Below are 14,826 nucleotides of genomic sequence, written 5' to 3'. Positions count from 1 at the left end.
TCCTTCTTAGATGCTGAGTTGGGTCACCCTGGCTTTACGGCCATAGAGGAAGTCAAAGATCATGCGCACCATCACAAGGGCCGTGAACATACTGGAAAGCACCCCAAGAGAGAGGGTGACGGCAAAGCCCTTGACCGGTCCTGTACCAAACTGGAAAAGTACCAGAGCCGCAAGAAGGGTTGTGATATTGGCGTCCAGAATGGTCAGGGTCGCACGATCAAAACCCGCATGAATGGCTGCAACAGGGGAGCGTCCCAGTCGGAGTTCCTCGCGTATGCGTTCAAAGATGAGGACATTGGCGTCCACGGCCATGCCCAGGGTCAGCACCATCCCCGCAATGCCGGGCAGGGTGAGGGTGGCACCAAAGGCGGCCAGGGCCGCTCCGATAAAGAGAATGTTCAGCATCAGGGCCACGTTGGCGATGATACCGGCCCCTTTGTAGTAAAACGCCATAAAAAGAATGACCAGACCACTGCCCACCAGCATGGACAGGATACCCTTTTGGATGGATTCGGCTCCCAGGGTGGGGCCTACGGTACGTTCTTCAATGATTTTTACGGGTGCAGGCAGGGCACCGGCCCGGAGCACAATGGCCAGATCGTGGGCACCTTCAAGGGAGAAGCTGCCTGTAATACGGGCACTGCCGCCGGAGATGCGATCCTGGATAACGGGGGCGGAATAGACATTGTTATCCAGCACAATGGCCATACGCTTGTGGATATTGTCTCCGGTGATGCGATCAAACTGGCGTGCGCCCTTTTTATCAAAATCAATGGAGACATAGGGTTCGTTGAAGCGGGAGTCAATCTGTACCCTGGCGTCCGTAAGGGAGGCACCGGTCAGGACGGCCCGTTTTTTGACAAGATAGGGAATGCGCCCTGTTTCAATCCCAGAAGCATCTCTCCGGATCTCATAGAGAATTTCCGTTCCCGGAGGTGCCGATCCCTTGATGGCGTCCTGAACATTATAACTGTCGTCCACAATCTTGAATTCAAGAAGGGCCGTTTTTCCGATGAGATCCTTGGCTCTTTCCGGGTTATCAATGCCGGGAAGCTGAATCAGGAGACGTTTTTCCCCCTGTACACGGATATCCGGTTCATTGACACCAAACTGGTCAATGCGGTTGCGGATGGTTTCCAGGGCCTGATCCGTTGCCATTTTCCGGATTCTGACACGCTCTTCCGGGGGGATGGAGAAACGGAATTCCGCTTCGTCATCCACGGTGACGCGCTTCATGTCCAGATCCGGGAACTCCTTTTGATGAAAGGCGGACAGTTTGTCTGCATCTGTGGCATCGGCAAGGCGGACAGCAATACTGCCGTCTGGAGCGCGACGAACGGAGCTGTAGCGGATGCGATCCCTGCGCATCTGATCCCGCAGTTCATAGGTGCGGCGTTCCAGTGTGCTTTCCAGCGCCTCTTCCACCTGGACTTCCAGTACAAGGTGCATGCCCCCTTGCAGATCCAGCCCCAGATTGATGGTTTTATATGGCCACAGGCCGGGATTCAATGTCGGCATGATATAGACGGTGGCGATGACCAGCGCCACACAAACGGCATAGAATCTCCATGAACGTATATTCAAGGCCCAAATCCTTTCCGGTGGCAGGAAAAAGTGGGGTGGCGCTTCAGGAAATCACAGCGCCACCGTTGTATGTCTGAAAACGTGATTTTTTGTGAGCTGACGACGGATACGGCGTATTCCCGGCTATCTGCTCTGGGGATCCCGGTTTTCCGATCTGCACGCATCCTTGCGGTGCAGTTCTCAAAGCGCTTCTTTTTTGTATGCAGAAGGTGTGTCCGCTAACCGGGAAGCCATGGCTGCAAACGCTATTCTGCGCTGGATTTGCCTGCAAATCCCACCACATTGGCCCGAACCACTTTGACACGCACTTTTTCTGCAATTTCAAGGGTAAGGGTATTGTCATCCAGGCCGGTTACGGTACCGTAAAGTCCGCCGGAGGTAATGATACGATCCCCTTTTTTGAGGTTCGTAATCAGCTCCCGGTGTTCCTTGGCTTTTTTCTGCTGGGGACGGATGAGAAGAAAATAGAAAATGACAAACATGAGCAGGAGCGGAATAAGGGACATGAAACCGCCACCCTGTGCTCCCTGGCCGCCGACTTCTCCCATGGCATAAGCAAGTCCGATCAAGGGTTCCTCCTTAAGGGGTAATACGTTATTTTTCATGTGAACAGGTCTGGCTGATATGGCAGGCAGAAAGTCCCATCCTCTAAGGATGGTGTTGGATCTCTGCCCCTTCAGCGGTGATTCAGTAGACAGCATATAAAAGAAATACCTGGCCCCGTCAATTAAGACCTTGTCATGGGGCTTTCTTTTTGACGTGTACCCGCAGGCCTATTCGGCGGAAATCCAGAGGTTTTCGCCGTCAAAACGAATGCGATCCACGTTTTCCTGGGTCAGGGTGTCCAGAAGTTCCCGCATCTCTTCAAGGTTGTAAATGATTATTTTTTCAAAGGGATGAATGATGTGAATGTTTTCTGCAAACTGTTTTTCCTTCATATTGTAGATCCGCACCATCCGTTCGGAAAATTTCAGCACCTTTCCGACACCGGAACTGTGCCCTTCAGGATCGGGCTGGTCGGCGGAAAGGGGCAGCAGGATTCCCCGGGATGCGAGGTATTCTCTGAGAATACGGAAATGGATTGTCCAGATATTGTCTTTGGGACGAACCACATGGATGCCGTAGCTCTTTGATGGTGTTTTGATGTTTCCATCTTCAAGGGGCAGGGTGACAATACCCCCCCTGCTGAGGGCGTCTTTTTCTTCGAAATCCCGCATGACCAGCGTCTCGCCACCCACCCGGACACTTTCATCGGAAGTGACAATCATGTCCACGCTGTCAAGAATGCCGTAGCGTTTTTTGCGCTGATCCATACTTTCGGCGTCTTCTTCCTGCTCAGTGTTCCCGAATTCAATGGTGCGGCCAGGTTTCATCTCCGTTCTCTGGGCAGAGACGGTTTCCCTGGGCTTTTCCGCAGGCGGGGACTCCGGACGGATGGCAAGGTAAATGACTCCCAGGGTCAGGGTCATGGCGAGCATGAGCAGGGAAAGGCCCATGCGTTGGGAAACTCGGGGAAAACGATTTCGAAGCATGTGCATCTCCTCAGGGGCTTCGGGGTTATGGCACGATCTTCATGGACACTTGACCTTATTGAAACTATCGACCTTTATAAATCTGAGACCCGCTATAAATCTGAGACCCGCATTGACTCTTTATCACCTGTGAACCCATATCCATGCAAGGGTTCATCACATTTTTATGCGTTTGGCAAGAAACCTTTGGACTGTTCAGGTTCCCCTCTTTTTGAGTTCTTGCGTTGTGGTGGAATCCTTTTGGATACGGAACAGGGTCAGGGGGCGCAGAGTATTTCGGAATTTCCGGGAATCATGGTGGCATTGGATTCAATGAGAATACTGAGTCCCCGGCGCTGTTCAATCTCCAGAAGCTCGGAGCGTTTCCGGTTCAGCACATAGAGGGCCACGTCGGGTGGCAGTATGGCCCGGATGGTTTTGATATCCGGTTTCAGGGTTTCCAGACGGAGTTTGCGTAAAAAGGTCAGAGCCAGACTGTCCGTGGAAAAGGTAAGCCCCCGTCCGGCACAGTGGGGACAGGGAACCAGACTGCCAAAACTGATGGAAGGACGCAGGCGCTGGCGGCTCATCTCAAGAAGCCCGAACTGGGAAACTTTTCCCACCTTGGTGCGGGCTTTGTCCTTTTTAAGTTCTTCCTTGAGCAGTTTTTCCACAGCCGCCCTGTGCTTGGCATCCCGCATATCAATGAAATCAATGACAAAGAGTCCGCCAAGATCCCGGATACGGAGCTGACGGGCAATTTCTTCAGCGGCCTCCAGATTGGTCTGAAAGGCGGTTTCTTCAATGGAGCCTTTCTGGGTGGCTTTTCCGGAGTTCACATCAATGGAAACCAGGGCCTCGGTCTGATCAATGACAATGGATCCGCCGGATTTGAGGGAAACCCGGGATTCAAAAATAGTGCCGATCTGTTCTTCCAGCTGATGTTTGGTGAAAATGGGTTTTTCGCCCTTGTAGTGCTTGATGCACTTGCTCTGCTTGGGGGCGATGAGTTCCACGAATTGTTTGATTTCCCTGTAGGCTTCCGCATTGTCAATGAGCACCTCCGTGACCTCAGGCGTCAGGGTGTCCCGGATGGCACGGAGGGCGAGGTTCTGTTCCCGGTAGAGCAGGGAGGGGCTTTCGGCCTCCATGGCCTTTTCATTGATGTCTTTCCACAGACGAAGCAGGTAATTGAGATCCTTGGTGAGCATGGTTTTGGTGCAGCTCTTACCTGCGGTGCGGATAATGGCCCCAAAGCCTTCGGGCAGGGTCAGTTTTTCAAGCAGATCCTTGAGGCGTTTGCGTTCTTCCTCTTCCTCGATTTTTCGGGAAATTCCTTTGTTGGTGGAACCGGGCATGAGCACCAGATGCCGTCCCGGGAGGGAAAGGAAGGTGGTGAGCATGGCGCCTTTTTTCATGACAGGATCCTTGGTCACCTGGACAATGACTTCCTGGCCTTTTTTGATGAGGTCTTTGATGTTGCGTTTGCCGGAGGGACATTCCTGGAAATAATCCGTATGGATTTCCTGAAACTGTAAGAAACCATTGCGTTCCGCACCATAGTCGACAAAGACGGCCTGAAGGCTGGGCTCCACATGGCTGATGATGGCTTTGTAAATATTGCCCTGGGTGATTTCCCGGGCTGTGGTTTCAAGGACAAAATCTTCAAGCCGGTTGTCGATGACCGTTGCAATACGACATTCTTCGGCGTCAACGGCATTGATCAGGATTTTTACGCTCATAAAGTAGTAATTCGTCCCGAAAATTAAAATTCTGGGGAGGAATGGAGCCTTTCACATGGGGTTGTTATTGGGATGCACACCAGAAATCACCTGACATGCCCGCATCCTTCCCGTATGGGGAGAAGAAGGTATCAGGCAAACAACCTGTCTCTGTCCGGAAAAAATCTTCAGGCCCTTCTTCTTTGAGATGTACAGTCAGGGCGGGTCGCATCTTTTCAGGGAAGGGAAAAAGTGGTGGGCGCATCCTCATATGATAGACAGGCTGGATCGGAACACTTTTGTTTGCTTGTATGCAATTGTTTTTTTAACGTCAATGTTTTTTTTGATAGGCCCAAGGGGGGCGTAAAAAGATTTTTTTATGAAAGGGGTCTTTCTTGCCATTTTATTCCCTTTGTGGCATGCACAGCATTTGTTGTTCTGGATCGGGCATTTTGACAGAATCATTGCAGCGGCACTGCCGCCCCACATACCGAAGCGGAGGACAGGGTCATGTTGTCTGAAACGTACAATCCTGCGGATATTGAAAAAAAATGGCAGCAGCGCTGGGATGCGGAAGGCGTTTTTCATGTCCGGGAAGACAGGGAAAAACCCAAATACTACCTTCTTGAAATGTTCCCCTATCCTTCTGGCAAGATTCATATGGGCCATGTGCGCAACTACACCATCGGTGACGTGGTGGCCCGCTATAAGCGTATGCGGGGGTTCAATGTCCTGCATCCCATGGGCTGGGATGCCTTCGGGATGCCCGCTGAAAATGCGGCCCTTCAGAACAAGACCCATCCTGCTGCCTGGACCTACGATAACATTGCAGCCATGCGGAAGCAGCTGAAACTTCTGGGTTTCAGCTATGACTGGGATCGGGAAACTGCCACCTGCACACCGGAATACTATCGCTGGGAGCAGTGGCTTTTTACCCGTATGTTTGAAAAAGGCATGGTGTATCGCAAGGAGTCCTTTGTCAACTGGTGCGAACCCTGCGGTACGGTTCTCGCCAATGAGCAGGTGGAAGACGGAGCCTGCTGGCGCTGCGGCAAGGAAGTCCGTCAGAAGAAACTCTGGCAGTGGTACTTCCGCATTACAGATTTTGCCCAGGATCTGCTGGATCACTGCGACCGCTTACCCGGATGGCCGGAAAAGGTCACCACCATGCAGAAAAACTGGATCGGTAAATCCACGGGAGCCCGTATCCGTTTTGGCATCGAAGGCCGGGAAGAGGGGCTGGACGTGTTCACCACAAGGCCGGATACGGTCTGCGGGGTGAGTTTTGTCTGTCTTGCGCCGGAGCATCCCCTGGTAACAGTGCTTGCCGCAGGCAGGCCAGAAGCCTCCGAAGTCACCGCTTTTCTTGAAAAAATGGCCCGTCAGGAACGGACAGCCAAGGCCATTGAAACGGCGGAAAAGGAGGGGGTCTTCCTTGGTGCCTATGCCGTAAACCCCGTCAATGGTAAAAGCGTTCCCATCTATGCCGGTAATTTTGTTCTTATGGAATACGGTACCGGTGCGGTCATGGGAGTTCCGGCCCATGACCAGCGGGATTTTGATTTTGCGATCCGTTACGGCCTGGAGCGTCTGCTGGTGATCCAGCCCGATGGCGCGTCACTGGAGCCTTCCACCCTGACCGAAGCCTGGACAGGGCCGGGCAGGCTGGTGAACTCCGGTATATTTGACGGCATGGACAATGGGGCGGCAAAGGATGTCATTGCAGACTGGCTGGAATCCCGCGATGCGGGGGAAAAGGCGGAGCGTTTTCGTCTGCGGGACTGGGGAATTTCCCGCCAGCGTTACTGGGGGAGTCCTATTCCCATGATTCATTGCGAATCCTGCGGTATTGTCCCCGTACCCGAGTCCGATCTTCCCGTACGCCTTCCCGAAGATGCGGCACTTCTTGAAAATGGCGGTTCCCCCCTGGCGGCCCTGGCCTCCTTCTACGAGGTGGACTGTCCGAAGTGTGGCAAAAAGGCCAGACGGGATACGGACACCATGGACACCTTTGTGGAATCCAGCTGGTATTTTCTGCGCTACTGCAGTCCCCGCTGCGACAAGGGGATTTTTGACAGGGAAGCGGTGCGCTACTGGATGCCCGTGGATCAGTATATCGGCGGCGTGGAACATGCGGTCATGCACCTTTTGTACTCCCGATACTTTACCCGTGTGCTGGAAGCTGAAGGGCTTGTGGATTTCAAGGAACCCTTCACCAATCTCCTCACCCAGGGCATGGTCTGCAAGGAAACCACCACCTGCCCCGTACATGGTTTTCTTTATCCCGAAGAAGTGGACTTCGGTCAGGAAACCCCCTTTTGTGTCAAATGCCAGAGTCCCGTTACCGTGGGACGTGTGGAGAAAATGAGCAAGTCCAAGCGCAACGTGGTGGATCCTGCCATGCTGCTGGATCGCTACGGTGCAGATACCACACGGCTTTTCTGCCTGTTTGCGGCCCCCCCTGAAAGGGATCTGGAATGGAGCGACACAGGCGTTGAAGGGTCTTTCCGTTTCATCAACCGGGTCTGGCGGCTGGTGCTGCGGTATCAGGACAGGGCGGCTGAGGTTTTGCCCTATGAGGGTTCCCTTTCCGATCTTGCTCAGGCGGACAGGGATATTTTCCGCAGAACCCACCAGACGCTGAAAAAGGTGGCTGAGGATATCGACCGTTTTCATTTCAATACGGCCATCAGCGCGGTGATGGAGCTGGTCAATGCGGTTTTTGCGGCTGGCGAAAAGGGGGGAGAGCTGGAACATGCCGGAGTGGCACGTCACCTCCTGGAATCTCTTTGTTTTATGCTGGCTCCAGTGGCCCCCCATTTTACGGAAGAAATCTGGGAAGCCCTGGGAGGGGAAGGGCGTCTTGTGGAAAAATCCTGGCCCCAGTGGCGTGAGGATGCCCTGCAGGCGGAAAATGTGCTGATTGTGGTGCAGGTAAACGGCAAGCTCAGGGATCGGGTGACCCTGCCTGCGGATGCGGATGCCGAAACCATCAAGGCTGCGGCCCTGGCCTCGGAAGGGGCTCTCCGTTTCATGGAGGGCAAGACCATCAAAAAGGTGCTTTTTGTGCCGGGTAAGCTTGTGAATATTGTGGTGGCCTGATTGGGAAGAGGGACAGTCCCGGGTGTCCTTTTGAGGACATCCGGCCCTGGGGTGGATGCGGAGTCTTTTCTGGTTGTTGCAGCGGGCATGGAAACTTTTCAGAATGGAGATCTGCCATGGTAAGCTTTGCCTGCGGTATGCATCGCTTTGGCCTGTTCAGGGCAGGAGTATGGTTTTTATTTTTCGGCATGATGGCCGGATGCGGATATGGTTTTTCCGGGTCAGGTCGTCTTCCCGAGGGGGTGCAGGCGATTTTTGTTTCCCAGATGACGGACAGGGTCGGAGAGGCAGGGCTGGGGTCACGTTTAACCGAGGATCTGGTCTATGTGCTGATGCGCAGTTCCCAGGGCCGGGTTGCCGATGATATCACGACTGCGGATGCCCTGCTTGAGGGAGAAATCCGTTCCCTTTCCCAGACTGCCCTGGCCCGTACGGCTGCGGATCAGGATATTGAAAGGCGCTTGACCCTTACGGTTTTTTTTGTATTGAAGTCTCCAGAGGGCCGTGTTCTCTGGCAGCGGGAGATGCAGGAATCGGAAGTGCACGGAGTGGCCAGCGACAAGGCGGCTACGGAAAACCGACGTCAGGAAGCCCTGGAAACCCTTTCCCTGCGCATGGCGGAAACCCTTGTTCAGCGCATGGGGGATGATTTTTAATTTTTTATCCTGTTGGGGTCATGGAGTACAAAAAACGGGAACCCTTTCCTCATCAAAGGAAAGGGTTCCCGTTCTGTACGGCGGCATTTCACAGATCCGGAAGGATCTGATTTTTTTCAGGCAGATACTTTGTTGATCAGCTGGGCAAGACGGGAAATTTTACGGCTGGCCGTATTGGTGTGAATGACCCCTTTTTTGGCAGCCTTGCTGATAATGGCCTTGGTTTCATTCAAGGTTTTACCCGCGGTTTCGGGATCTTTTTCTACCAGGGCACGAAGTTTGGTAATGGCATTTTTTACCTGGCTCTTCACACTGCGGTTGCGTATTCTGCGGACTTCATTCTGTTTGGCCCGTTTTTTGGCGGATTTATGGTTTGCCAAAGCGATACTCCTTTTTGCATTTTTTTTGATTTTGTAATGGGGATCGAAACCGGTAAGGATTCGTGTTTTCCTAAAAAACAAAAACTAGACCGAATTCATGGAAGTGTCAAATCTTTTTTCTTTCGGAGCCTTTAGCAGGGCTTTTCTCAGGCCCGTTTCTGGGATAAGAAGGGCCTTGACATACAACAAGGGCTGCGAGGTGAGGGGACTATGGGAAGATCGGAAAAGGGACGGGTGCTGAGGGCTGCGGGTGTGGTGGGTGCTGCCACCCTTCTCAGCCGTATTCTGGGCTTTGTCCGGGATATGGTAATCGCGGCTTTTTTCGGGGTATCCACAGCAGCGGACGCTTTTTTTGTGGCTTTCCGCATCCCCAACCTCATGCGGCGGCTTCTGGCGGAAGGGTCACTGTCCATGGCCTTTGTCCCGGTCTTCAATGCAGAAATGGCCTGCAATGGGCGGGAGGAGGCCTTTGCCTTTGCCCGTTCCGCATTCCGCATTCTGGCGCTTCTGCTGCTTGTTCTTACCTTTGTCGGTGTACTGGCGGCCCCCCTCATTGTCCAGGTCATTGCCCCCGGCTTTGCGGATACCCCGGATAAAATGGCCCTGACCGTCTGGCTGACCCGTATCACCTTTCCCTATGTCTTCTTCATCTGTCTTGTGGCCCTGGCCATGGGGATGCTCAACAGTCTCGGGCATTTTGCCGTTCCTGCCCTTTCCCCTGTGGTGCTGAACCTTGCCATGATCCTCAGCGTCTGGCTCCTCGCTTCCCGTATCCATCCGGCTGTTACGGCCCTTTCCATCGGGGTTCTGGGGGGAGGACTTTTTCAACTTCTGATGCAGCTTCCCGTGCTCTGGCGCAAGGGCTTCCGTTTCAGGGGCAAAGCTCCCTGGCTGCATTCCGGTGTCCGGCAGGTGGGAAAACTCATGCTGCCCACCATCTTCGGCGCAGCCGTCTACCAGCTCAGTATTGTCATCGGCACCCTGCTGGCATCCTTTCTCGAAGCGGGCAGTGTTTCCTATCTTTACTATGCGGATCGTCTGGTACAGTTTCCCCTGGCCATTTTCGGTATTTCCGCTGCCACGGCAGTGCTTCCCACCCTGTCCCGTCAGGCGGCTTCCGGCCGGATGGAGGATCTCAAGGACACCTTTGGCGAAGCCCTGCGCTGGATGCTGTTTATCAACCTTCCCGCCATGGCAGGACTTCTGGCCCTTGCCCATCCCATGGTGGCTCTTCTTTTTCAGAGGGGGGCCTTTGATGCTGCCAGTGTGGCAGGTACGGCCACGGCTCTCATGTATTACAGTGTGGGGCTTTGGGCCTTTGCCTGTGTGCGGATTGTTGTTTCCGTTTTTTATGCCATGCAGGATACCCGCACTCCGGTACTGGTGGGCAGCCTGTCTTTGGGAGCCGGTATCCTGTTTTCGCTGATCCTGATGTTTCCCCTTTCCTATGGAGGTCTGGCCCTTGCCACCAGCCTGGGATCCATGGTGAATTTTGCGCTTCTGGCCTGGCTGCTTTCCCGGAAGATTCCGGGCTTGTTTTCAGGGGGCATTGTCAGAAGTATCCTTTGTTCCCTCATCAATGCGGTACTCATGGGGCTGACCGTCCGGGGGCTGGATCTTTTCCTGGCCTCCCGGCTTGGGGAGGGCAGCCTCTGGCTGGGGCTGCGCGTACTGGCCGGAATACTGCTGGGAGCAGGCCTGTACGGGGCGGGAGCCTTTTTGCTGAAAAGTCCTGAACTGAACATGGCCCTGCGCTGGATACGGAGGCGGAGGTGATGCAGAAAATTCTTTTTTACGGACTGTGGGTAGTCATGGGCATTCTGGGTATCCGTACCCTCGTGGGTTCCGATGGCTGGCTGGAGTATCAGGCCCTTCTGGAGAGGCACCGGGGACTCTTGCATGAAAAGGAGGCGCTGGAGAGGGAAAACCGCAACCTTTCCCGCAGAGTTCTGCGTCTTCAGGAGGACTGGGTCTATATTGATGCCGTTGCCCGGGAGCAGCTGAGTATGGTACCCGCCAATGCCCTTGTCTATCGTTTTGGAGAGACGGTGCCCGATCCCTGAAACAGTGCCATGCCGGACTCAGGCAAACGGGGAGATGCTTTTTTCCCCTGGTTTTGAAAGTGAAGAGAGAAAACCATGAAACCCTATGTCCTTTTGCGGCCCCATCTTGTGGAAAACCGCTATCTTCTGCTGACAGGACTGTTCTGTCTGATTCTTGTGGATGGCTTGCAGCTTTGGATCCCCAGGGTCGTGAAGCATGTGGTGGATGGCCTTTTTGATGGAAGGATCACTTCTTCCGGACTTCTGGGGTATGGGGTTCTTGTGGTGGTTCTGGCCCTCCTGATCGGTCTTTTCCGGTATGGCTGGCGGCATTGCCTCATCGGTACCTCCAGGAAAATCGAGCGGGGGCTTCGGGAGGATCTCTTTTCCCGTCTTCTGGGACTGGATGCCCCTTTTTTTGATAAAAACCGTACCGGAGACCTCATGTCCCGGGCCACAAGTGATATCGCCAGTGTGCGTATGGCAACGGGTATGGGTATTGTGGCCGTCACGGATGCCCTTCTTCTGGGGGGGGCGGCCCTTGGTTTCATGGTCTGGATCAGTGGGCCCCTGACCCTTCTTGCCATGATTCCCATGCCCTTCATTGTCGTGACCACCCGCATCATGGGGCGTCGCATGCACAGAAACTACGGTGCGGTTCAGGAAGGTATCGGCGAGATGACGGAAATGGTGAGGGAGTCCTTTTCCGGTATCCGGGTGGTGAAGGTTTTTGATATGGGGCCTGTCATGGATGGCCGACTGCGGCGGCTGTCTTCGGAATATCTGGCCCGCCGCATGGCCCTGGCCCGTTCCACAGGTCTGATGATGCCGGCCATGGTACTTTTTACCAATCTGGCCCTGGCCCTTGTGGTGGGGGCAGGAGGGTATATGGTCATTGAAAACCGCATCAGCGCGGGAGATTTCGTGGCCTTTCTCTCCTATCTGGGGCTGCTCACCTGGCCCATGATGGCGCTGGGCTGGATGACCAACCTGATCCAGCGGGGAAAGGCTTCCCTGGAACGTCTGGCCGAGGTCATGGGAGAGGAACCTGAGGTTCGGGATACCCCGGACAGCCTGCCCCTTCCGGAAGTCTCCGGAACCCTCGTCCTGGAGCAGGTTTCCTTTTCCTTCAAAAAAGGGGGGGCTGAGGCCCTTTCCCAGATTTCCCTTGTCCTTCCTGCGGGCAGCCGTGTGGGCATTGTGGGGCCTCCGGGAAGCGGGAAAACGGCCCTGTTGCAGCTTCTGGCACGGCTCTACGATCCTTCTTCCGGCAGTATCTTTCTCGATGGCCGGAATCTGAAGCATCTTCTTCTCCGGGATCTGCGTCAGGCTGTCCGGCTTCTGCCTCAGGAACCCTGGATTTTTTCAGGAACCCTCAGGGAGAACATCGCAGGAACAGGGCCTGTGGATTCGGGGCTTCTGGCTGCGGCCTGTGAGGCTGCGGCCCTTTCCGACACCCTTGCGTCCCTGCCCCAGGGTCTGGAAACCCGGGTGGGGGAAAGGGGAGTCACCCTTTCCGGAGGACAGAAACAGCGGGTGGCTCTGGCCCGTACCCTTTTGCATCCGGCACCGGTGCTGCTGCTGGATGATCCCGTCAGTCAGGTGGATACGGTGACAGCAGAACGTATGCTCAATGCTTTGAACCGTCCTGGGCACTGCACCCGCATCCTCGTTTCCCACCGTTTTGCCGCTGTTGCGGATGCGGACAGGATTGTGGTGATGGAGGCAGGCCGTATCCGGGCCACGGGAGATCATGCCTTTCTCATGGAACATGATCCCTACTATGCCCGTACCTGGCGCATTCAGGCCATGGAAGCCGAACTGAAGGAGGAAGCCCATGGCAGTGTCTGAAGAAAAGCTGTTGCAGAAAGACGATGACATGGGGCTGCTGCGTCGCCTTTTTCCCTTCATGCGGCCCCATCTGCTGCTCTTTTCCCTGGCCCTCTTGCTGGTTTTCGGACTGACGGTCCTGGATCTGGCCATCCCCTGGATTACCCGGCAGGCTGTGGATCGCTACATCATGCCCGAGGCAAGTCCTGGGTCAGACCGTCTTGCCGTAGATCCGGATCATCCCCTGGTGGCGGTTTTTCTGGAAGATTTTCCCGAAGCCCTGGACACCGATGCCGCCGGATCGTATATACACCGCTCCTTTCTCGGTGCTGCGGATGAGGAAACCCGCAGCGCCCTGCGTCGGTCGGACAGGGAAGGGGTTCTCTTTATGGCCCTGGCCCTCCTTGCCGTTGCCCTGACCCACGGCAGTCTGGGATTTGTGCATACCCTTCTGCTGGAGCTGGGGGGGCAGCGCATCATCTATGATATCCGTCTGGCCATTTTTACCCATATGCGCAGCCTTCCCCTGGCCTATTTTCAGGAAAATCCCCTGGGCCGCATGGTGACCCGGGTGACGGGAGATGTGGAAAATCTCAGTGAGATGTTCACCTCTGTGGTGACCTTTGTCTTCAAGGATCTGGTGCTGCTCTTTGGCATTGTGATCATGCTTTTTCTTCTGGATGTGCGTCTTGCCTCTGTCACCCTTTCCGTACTGCCCTTTGTGGTGCTGACCGCTGTGTTTTTTGCAAAAAATTCCAGACAGGCCTTCCGGGATCTGCGGGTGCGTATTGCGGAAATCACTTCCCGCTTTTCGGAAACCATAGGTGGCATGACGGTGATCCGTCTTTTCAGCCGGGAAGGGGAAACAGAGCAGGGCTTTTCCACGGTCAGCCAGAAGCACTATGAGGCAGGGATGCGGCAGGTGAAGATTTTTGCGGTCTTCATGCCCGCCATGGAGATTCTGAGTTCCGTGGGGCTGGCCCTGGTGCTTTATTACGGGGGCCTGAGGGTACTGGCGGAGGGGATTTCCCTTGGGGTTCTCGTGGCCTATATCGCTTATTTAAGGATGTTTTTCCGGCCTGTGCGGGATATTGCCGAAAAATACAATACCCTTCAGAATGCCTTTTCCAGTGCGGAGCGTCTTTTCCAGATTCTCGATGAGGCACGGGAACCGAAAGGTGTCCAGGAGGGGCAGCATCCTGGCCCCATGGAAGACCTTGTTTTTTCAGATGTTTCCTTTGGCTATGAAAGGGATGTCCCCATTCTGAAACACCTGAATTTTACGGTGAAACGGGGGGAGACCCTTGCCATTGTCGGCCCCACAGGAGCGGGAAAGACTTCCCTTGTCAGCCTTCTTGTCCGTTTCTGGGATCCTCAGGAAGGCTGCATCCGGGTCAACGGCGTGGATCTTCGGGAACGCTGTCTGGAAGGCTGGCGGAGCCGTCTTGCCATGGTCATGCAGGATCCTTTTCTGTTTGCAGGAACCCTGAGGGAGAACCTCCAGACCGGAGTCCGGCCCCTTTCCGATGGGGTGCTGGAGACCCTTCTCAGGGATGCGGGTTGTGGGCTGTTGCTGTCACGACTTTCCCAGGGGCTGGATACCCGTCTGGAAGAAGACGGCAAGCCCCTTTCAAGCGGTGAACGTCAGCTGGTCTCCATTGCCCGTGCCTTTGCCCGCAACCCGGATCTTCTCATTCTGGATGAGGCCACAAGTTATGTGGACTCCCTGTCCGAGGCTGTGGTGCAGGCTGCCCTTTCACGGCTCATGGAAGGCAGAACCACCTTTCTCATTGCCCATCGTCTCTCCACGGCCCGCCATGCGGATCGGATTCTGGTGCTGAGAAAGGGAGAAATCGTGGAAATGGGGAACCATGAAAGCCTTCTGGCGGCCAGGGGGCTTTACTGGCGGATGCAGCAGCTGGAGGCTGTGGGAGAGGGGAGGAAAGGGGCCGAATTTCCCTGAATTTTTCTTGTCCGGCAGGGTGCGGGAACCCCCCATG

General features: G+C 54.8%; 11 protein-coding genes. 6 read left to right on the top strand and 5 right to left on the bottom strand.

The window, feature by feature from the left end; genetic code table 11:
- Window positions 1-6 precede the first annotated feature (6 nt).
- From secD to BR04_RS07990, 4 genes are all read right to left on the bottom strand, one after another.
- Window positions 7-1,584, bottom strand: coding sequence for a protein translocase subunit SecD (gene secD, locus BR04_RS08005; protein ID WP_496355478.1), 1,578 nt, complete (start codon window positions 1,582-1,584; stop codon window positions 7-9).
- A 245-nt stretch (window positions 1,585-1,829) separates the two neighbouring features.
- Complete coding sequence (gene yajC / locus BR04_RS08000) at window positions 1,830-2,153, bottom strand: preprotein translocase subunit YajC (protein WP_496355477.1); 324 nt, start codon at window positions 2,151-2,153, stop codon at window positions 1,830-1,832.
- Window positions 2,154-2,357: 204 nt separating this feature from the next.
- The gene (locus tag BR04_RS07995; RefSeq protein ID WP_496355476.1) at window positions 2,358-3,116 is read right to left on the bottom strand and encodes a hypothetical protein; all 759 of its coding nucleotides are present in this window, start codon (window positions 3,114-3,116) and stop codon (window positions 2,358-2,360) included.
- A 257-nt stretch (window positions 3,117-3,373) separates the two neighbouring features.
- The gene (locus BR04_RS07990) at window positions 3,374-4,837 is read right to left on the bottom strand and encodes an Rne/Rng family ribonuclease (protein WP_496355475.1); all 1,464 of its coding nucleotides are present in this window, start codon (window positions 4,835-4,837) and stop codon (window positions 3,374-3,376) included.
- Between the two features lie 492 nt (window positions 4,838-5,329).
- Between BR04_RS07990 and leuS the strand changes: the two genes are divergently transcribed.
- Both leuS and lptE read left to right on the top strand, forming a co-directional pair.
- On the top strand, window positions 5,330-7,918 hold the full coding sequence (gene leuS, locus BR04_RS07985; RefSeq protein ID WP_496355548.1) for a leucine--tRNA ligase: 2,589 nt from the start codon (window positions 5,330-5,332) through the stop codon (window positions 7,916-7,918).
- 116 nt (window positions 7,919-8,034) lie between these two features.
- Window positions 8,035-8,574 (top strand): LPS assembly lipoprotein LptE, encoded by a 540-nt coding sequence (gene lptE, locus BR04_RS07980; protein ID WP_496355474.1) that lies wholly within the window; start codon window positions 8,035-8,037, stop codon window positions 8,572-8,574.
- Between the two features lie 116 nt (window positions 8,575-8,690).
- Here the strand turns inward: lptE and rpsT are convergent, their stop codons facing one another.
- On the bottom strand, window positions 8,691-8,954 hold the full coding sequence (gene rpsT / locus BR04_RS07975; protein WP_496355473.1) for a 30S ribosomal protein S20: 264 nt from the start codon (window positions 8,952-8,954) through the stop codon (window positions 8,691-8,693).
- A gap of 210 nt (window positions 8,955-9,164) precedes the next feature.
- Between rpsT and murJ the strand changes: the two genes are divergently transcribed.
- The 4 genes from murJ to BR04_RS07955 all read left to right on the top strand — a co-directional run bounded on the left by murJ (window position 9,165) and on the right by BR04_RS07955 (window position 14,789).
- Entirely contained in the window at window positions 9,165-10,730 is a 1,566-nt protein-coding gene (gene murJ, locus BR04_RS07970) for a murein biosynthesis integral membrane protein MurJ (protein ID WP_496355472.1), read from the top strand.
- Complete coding sequence (locus BR04_RS07965) at window positions 10,730-11,017, top strand: FtsB family cell division protein (protein WP_496355471.1); 288 nt, start codon at window positions 10,730-10,732, stop codon at window positions 11,015-11,017. The genes murJ and BR04_RS07965 overlap by 1 nt, the downstream gene beginning before the upstream one ends.
- A 75-nt stretch (window positions 11,018-11,092) precedes the next feature.
- On the top strand, window positions 11,093-12,847 hold the full coding sequence (locus BR04_RS07960) for an ABC transporter ATP-binding protein (protein WP_496355470.1): 1,755 nt from the start codon (window positions 11,093-11,095) through the stop codon (window positions 12,845-12,847).
- Window positions 12,834-14,789 carry an ABC transporter ATP-binding protein gene (locus tag BR04_RS07955; RefSeq protein WP_496355469.1) on the top strand — a complete coding sequence of 652 codons (1,956 nt, stop codon included), beginning with the start codon at window positions 12,834-12,836 and terminating at the stop codon, window positions 14,787-14,789. Before BR04_RS07960 ends, BR04_RS07955 begins: the two co-directional genes overlap by 14 nt.
- Window positions 14,790-14,826 lie beyond the last annotated feature (37 nt).

This window comes from Desulfobotulus sapovorans DSM 2055, from assembly GCF_059569355.1.
This window is presented reverse-complemented; position numbering and strand designations above follow the sequence as displayed.

What these genes read in the sequence shown, in the direction of transcription:
- BR04_RS07990 (WP_496355475.1), bottom strand. Translation starts at nt 4,837, where the DNA reads ATGAGCGTAAAAATCCTGATCAATGCCGTTGACGCCGAAGAATGTCGT.
- BR04_RS07995 (WP_496355476.1), bottom strand. Translation starts at nt 3,116, where the DNA reads ATGCTTCGAAATCGTTTTCCCCGAGTTTCCCAACGCATGGGCCTTTCC.
- murJ (WP_496355472.1), top strand. Translation starts at nt 9,165, where the DNA reads ATGGGAAGATCGGAAAAGGGACGGGTGCTGAGGGCTGCGGGTGTGGTG.
- lptE (WP_496355474.1), top strand. Translation starts at nt 8,035, where the DNA reads ATGGTAAGCTTTGCCTGCGGTATGCATCGCTTTGGCCTGTTCAGGGCA.
- BR04_RS07965 (WP_496355471.1), top strand. Translation starts at nt 10,730, where the DNA reads ATGCAGAAAATTCTTTTTTACGGACTGTGGGTAGTCATGGGCATTCTG.
- BR04_RS07955 (WP_496355469.1), top strand. Translation starts at nt 12,834, where the DNA reads ATGGCAGTGTCTGAAGAAAAGCTGTTGCAGAAAGACGATGACATGGGG.
- BR04_RS07960 (WP_496355470.1), top strand. Translation starts at nt 11,093, where the DNA reads ATGAAACCCTATGTCCTTTTGCGGCCCCATCTTGTGGAAAACCGCTAT.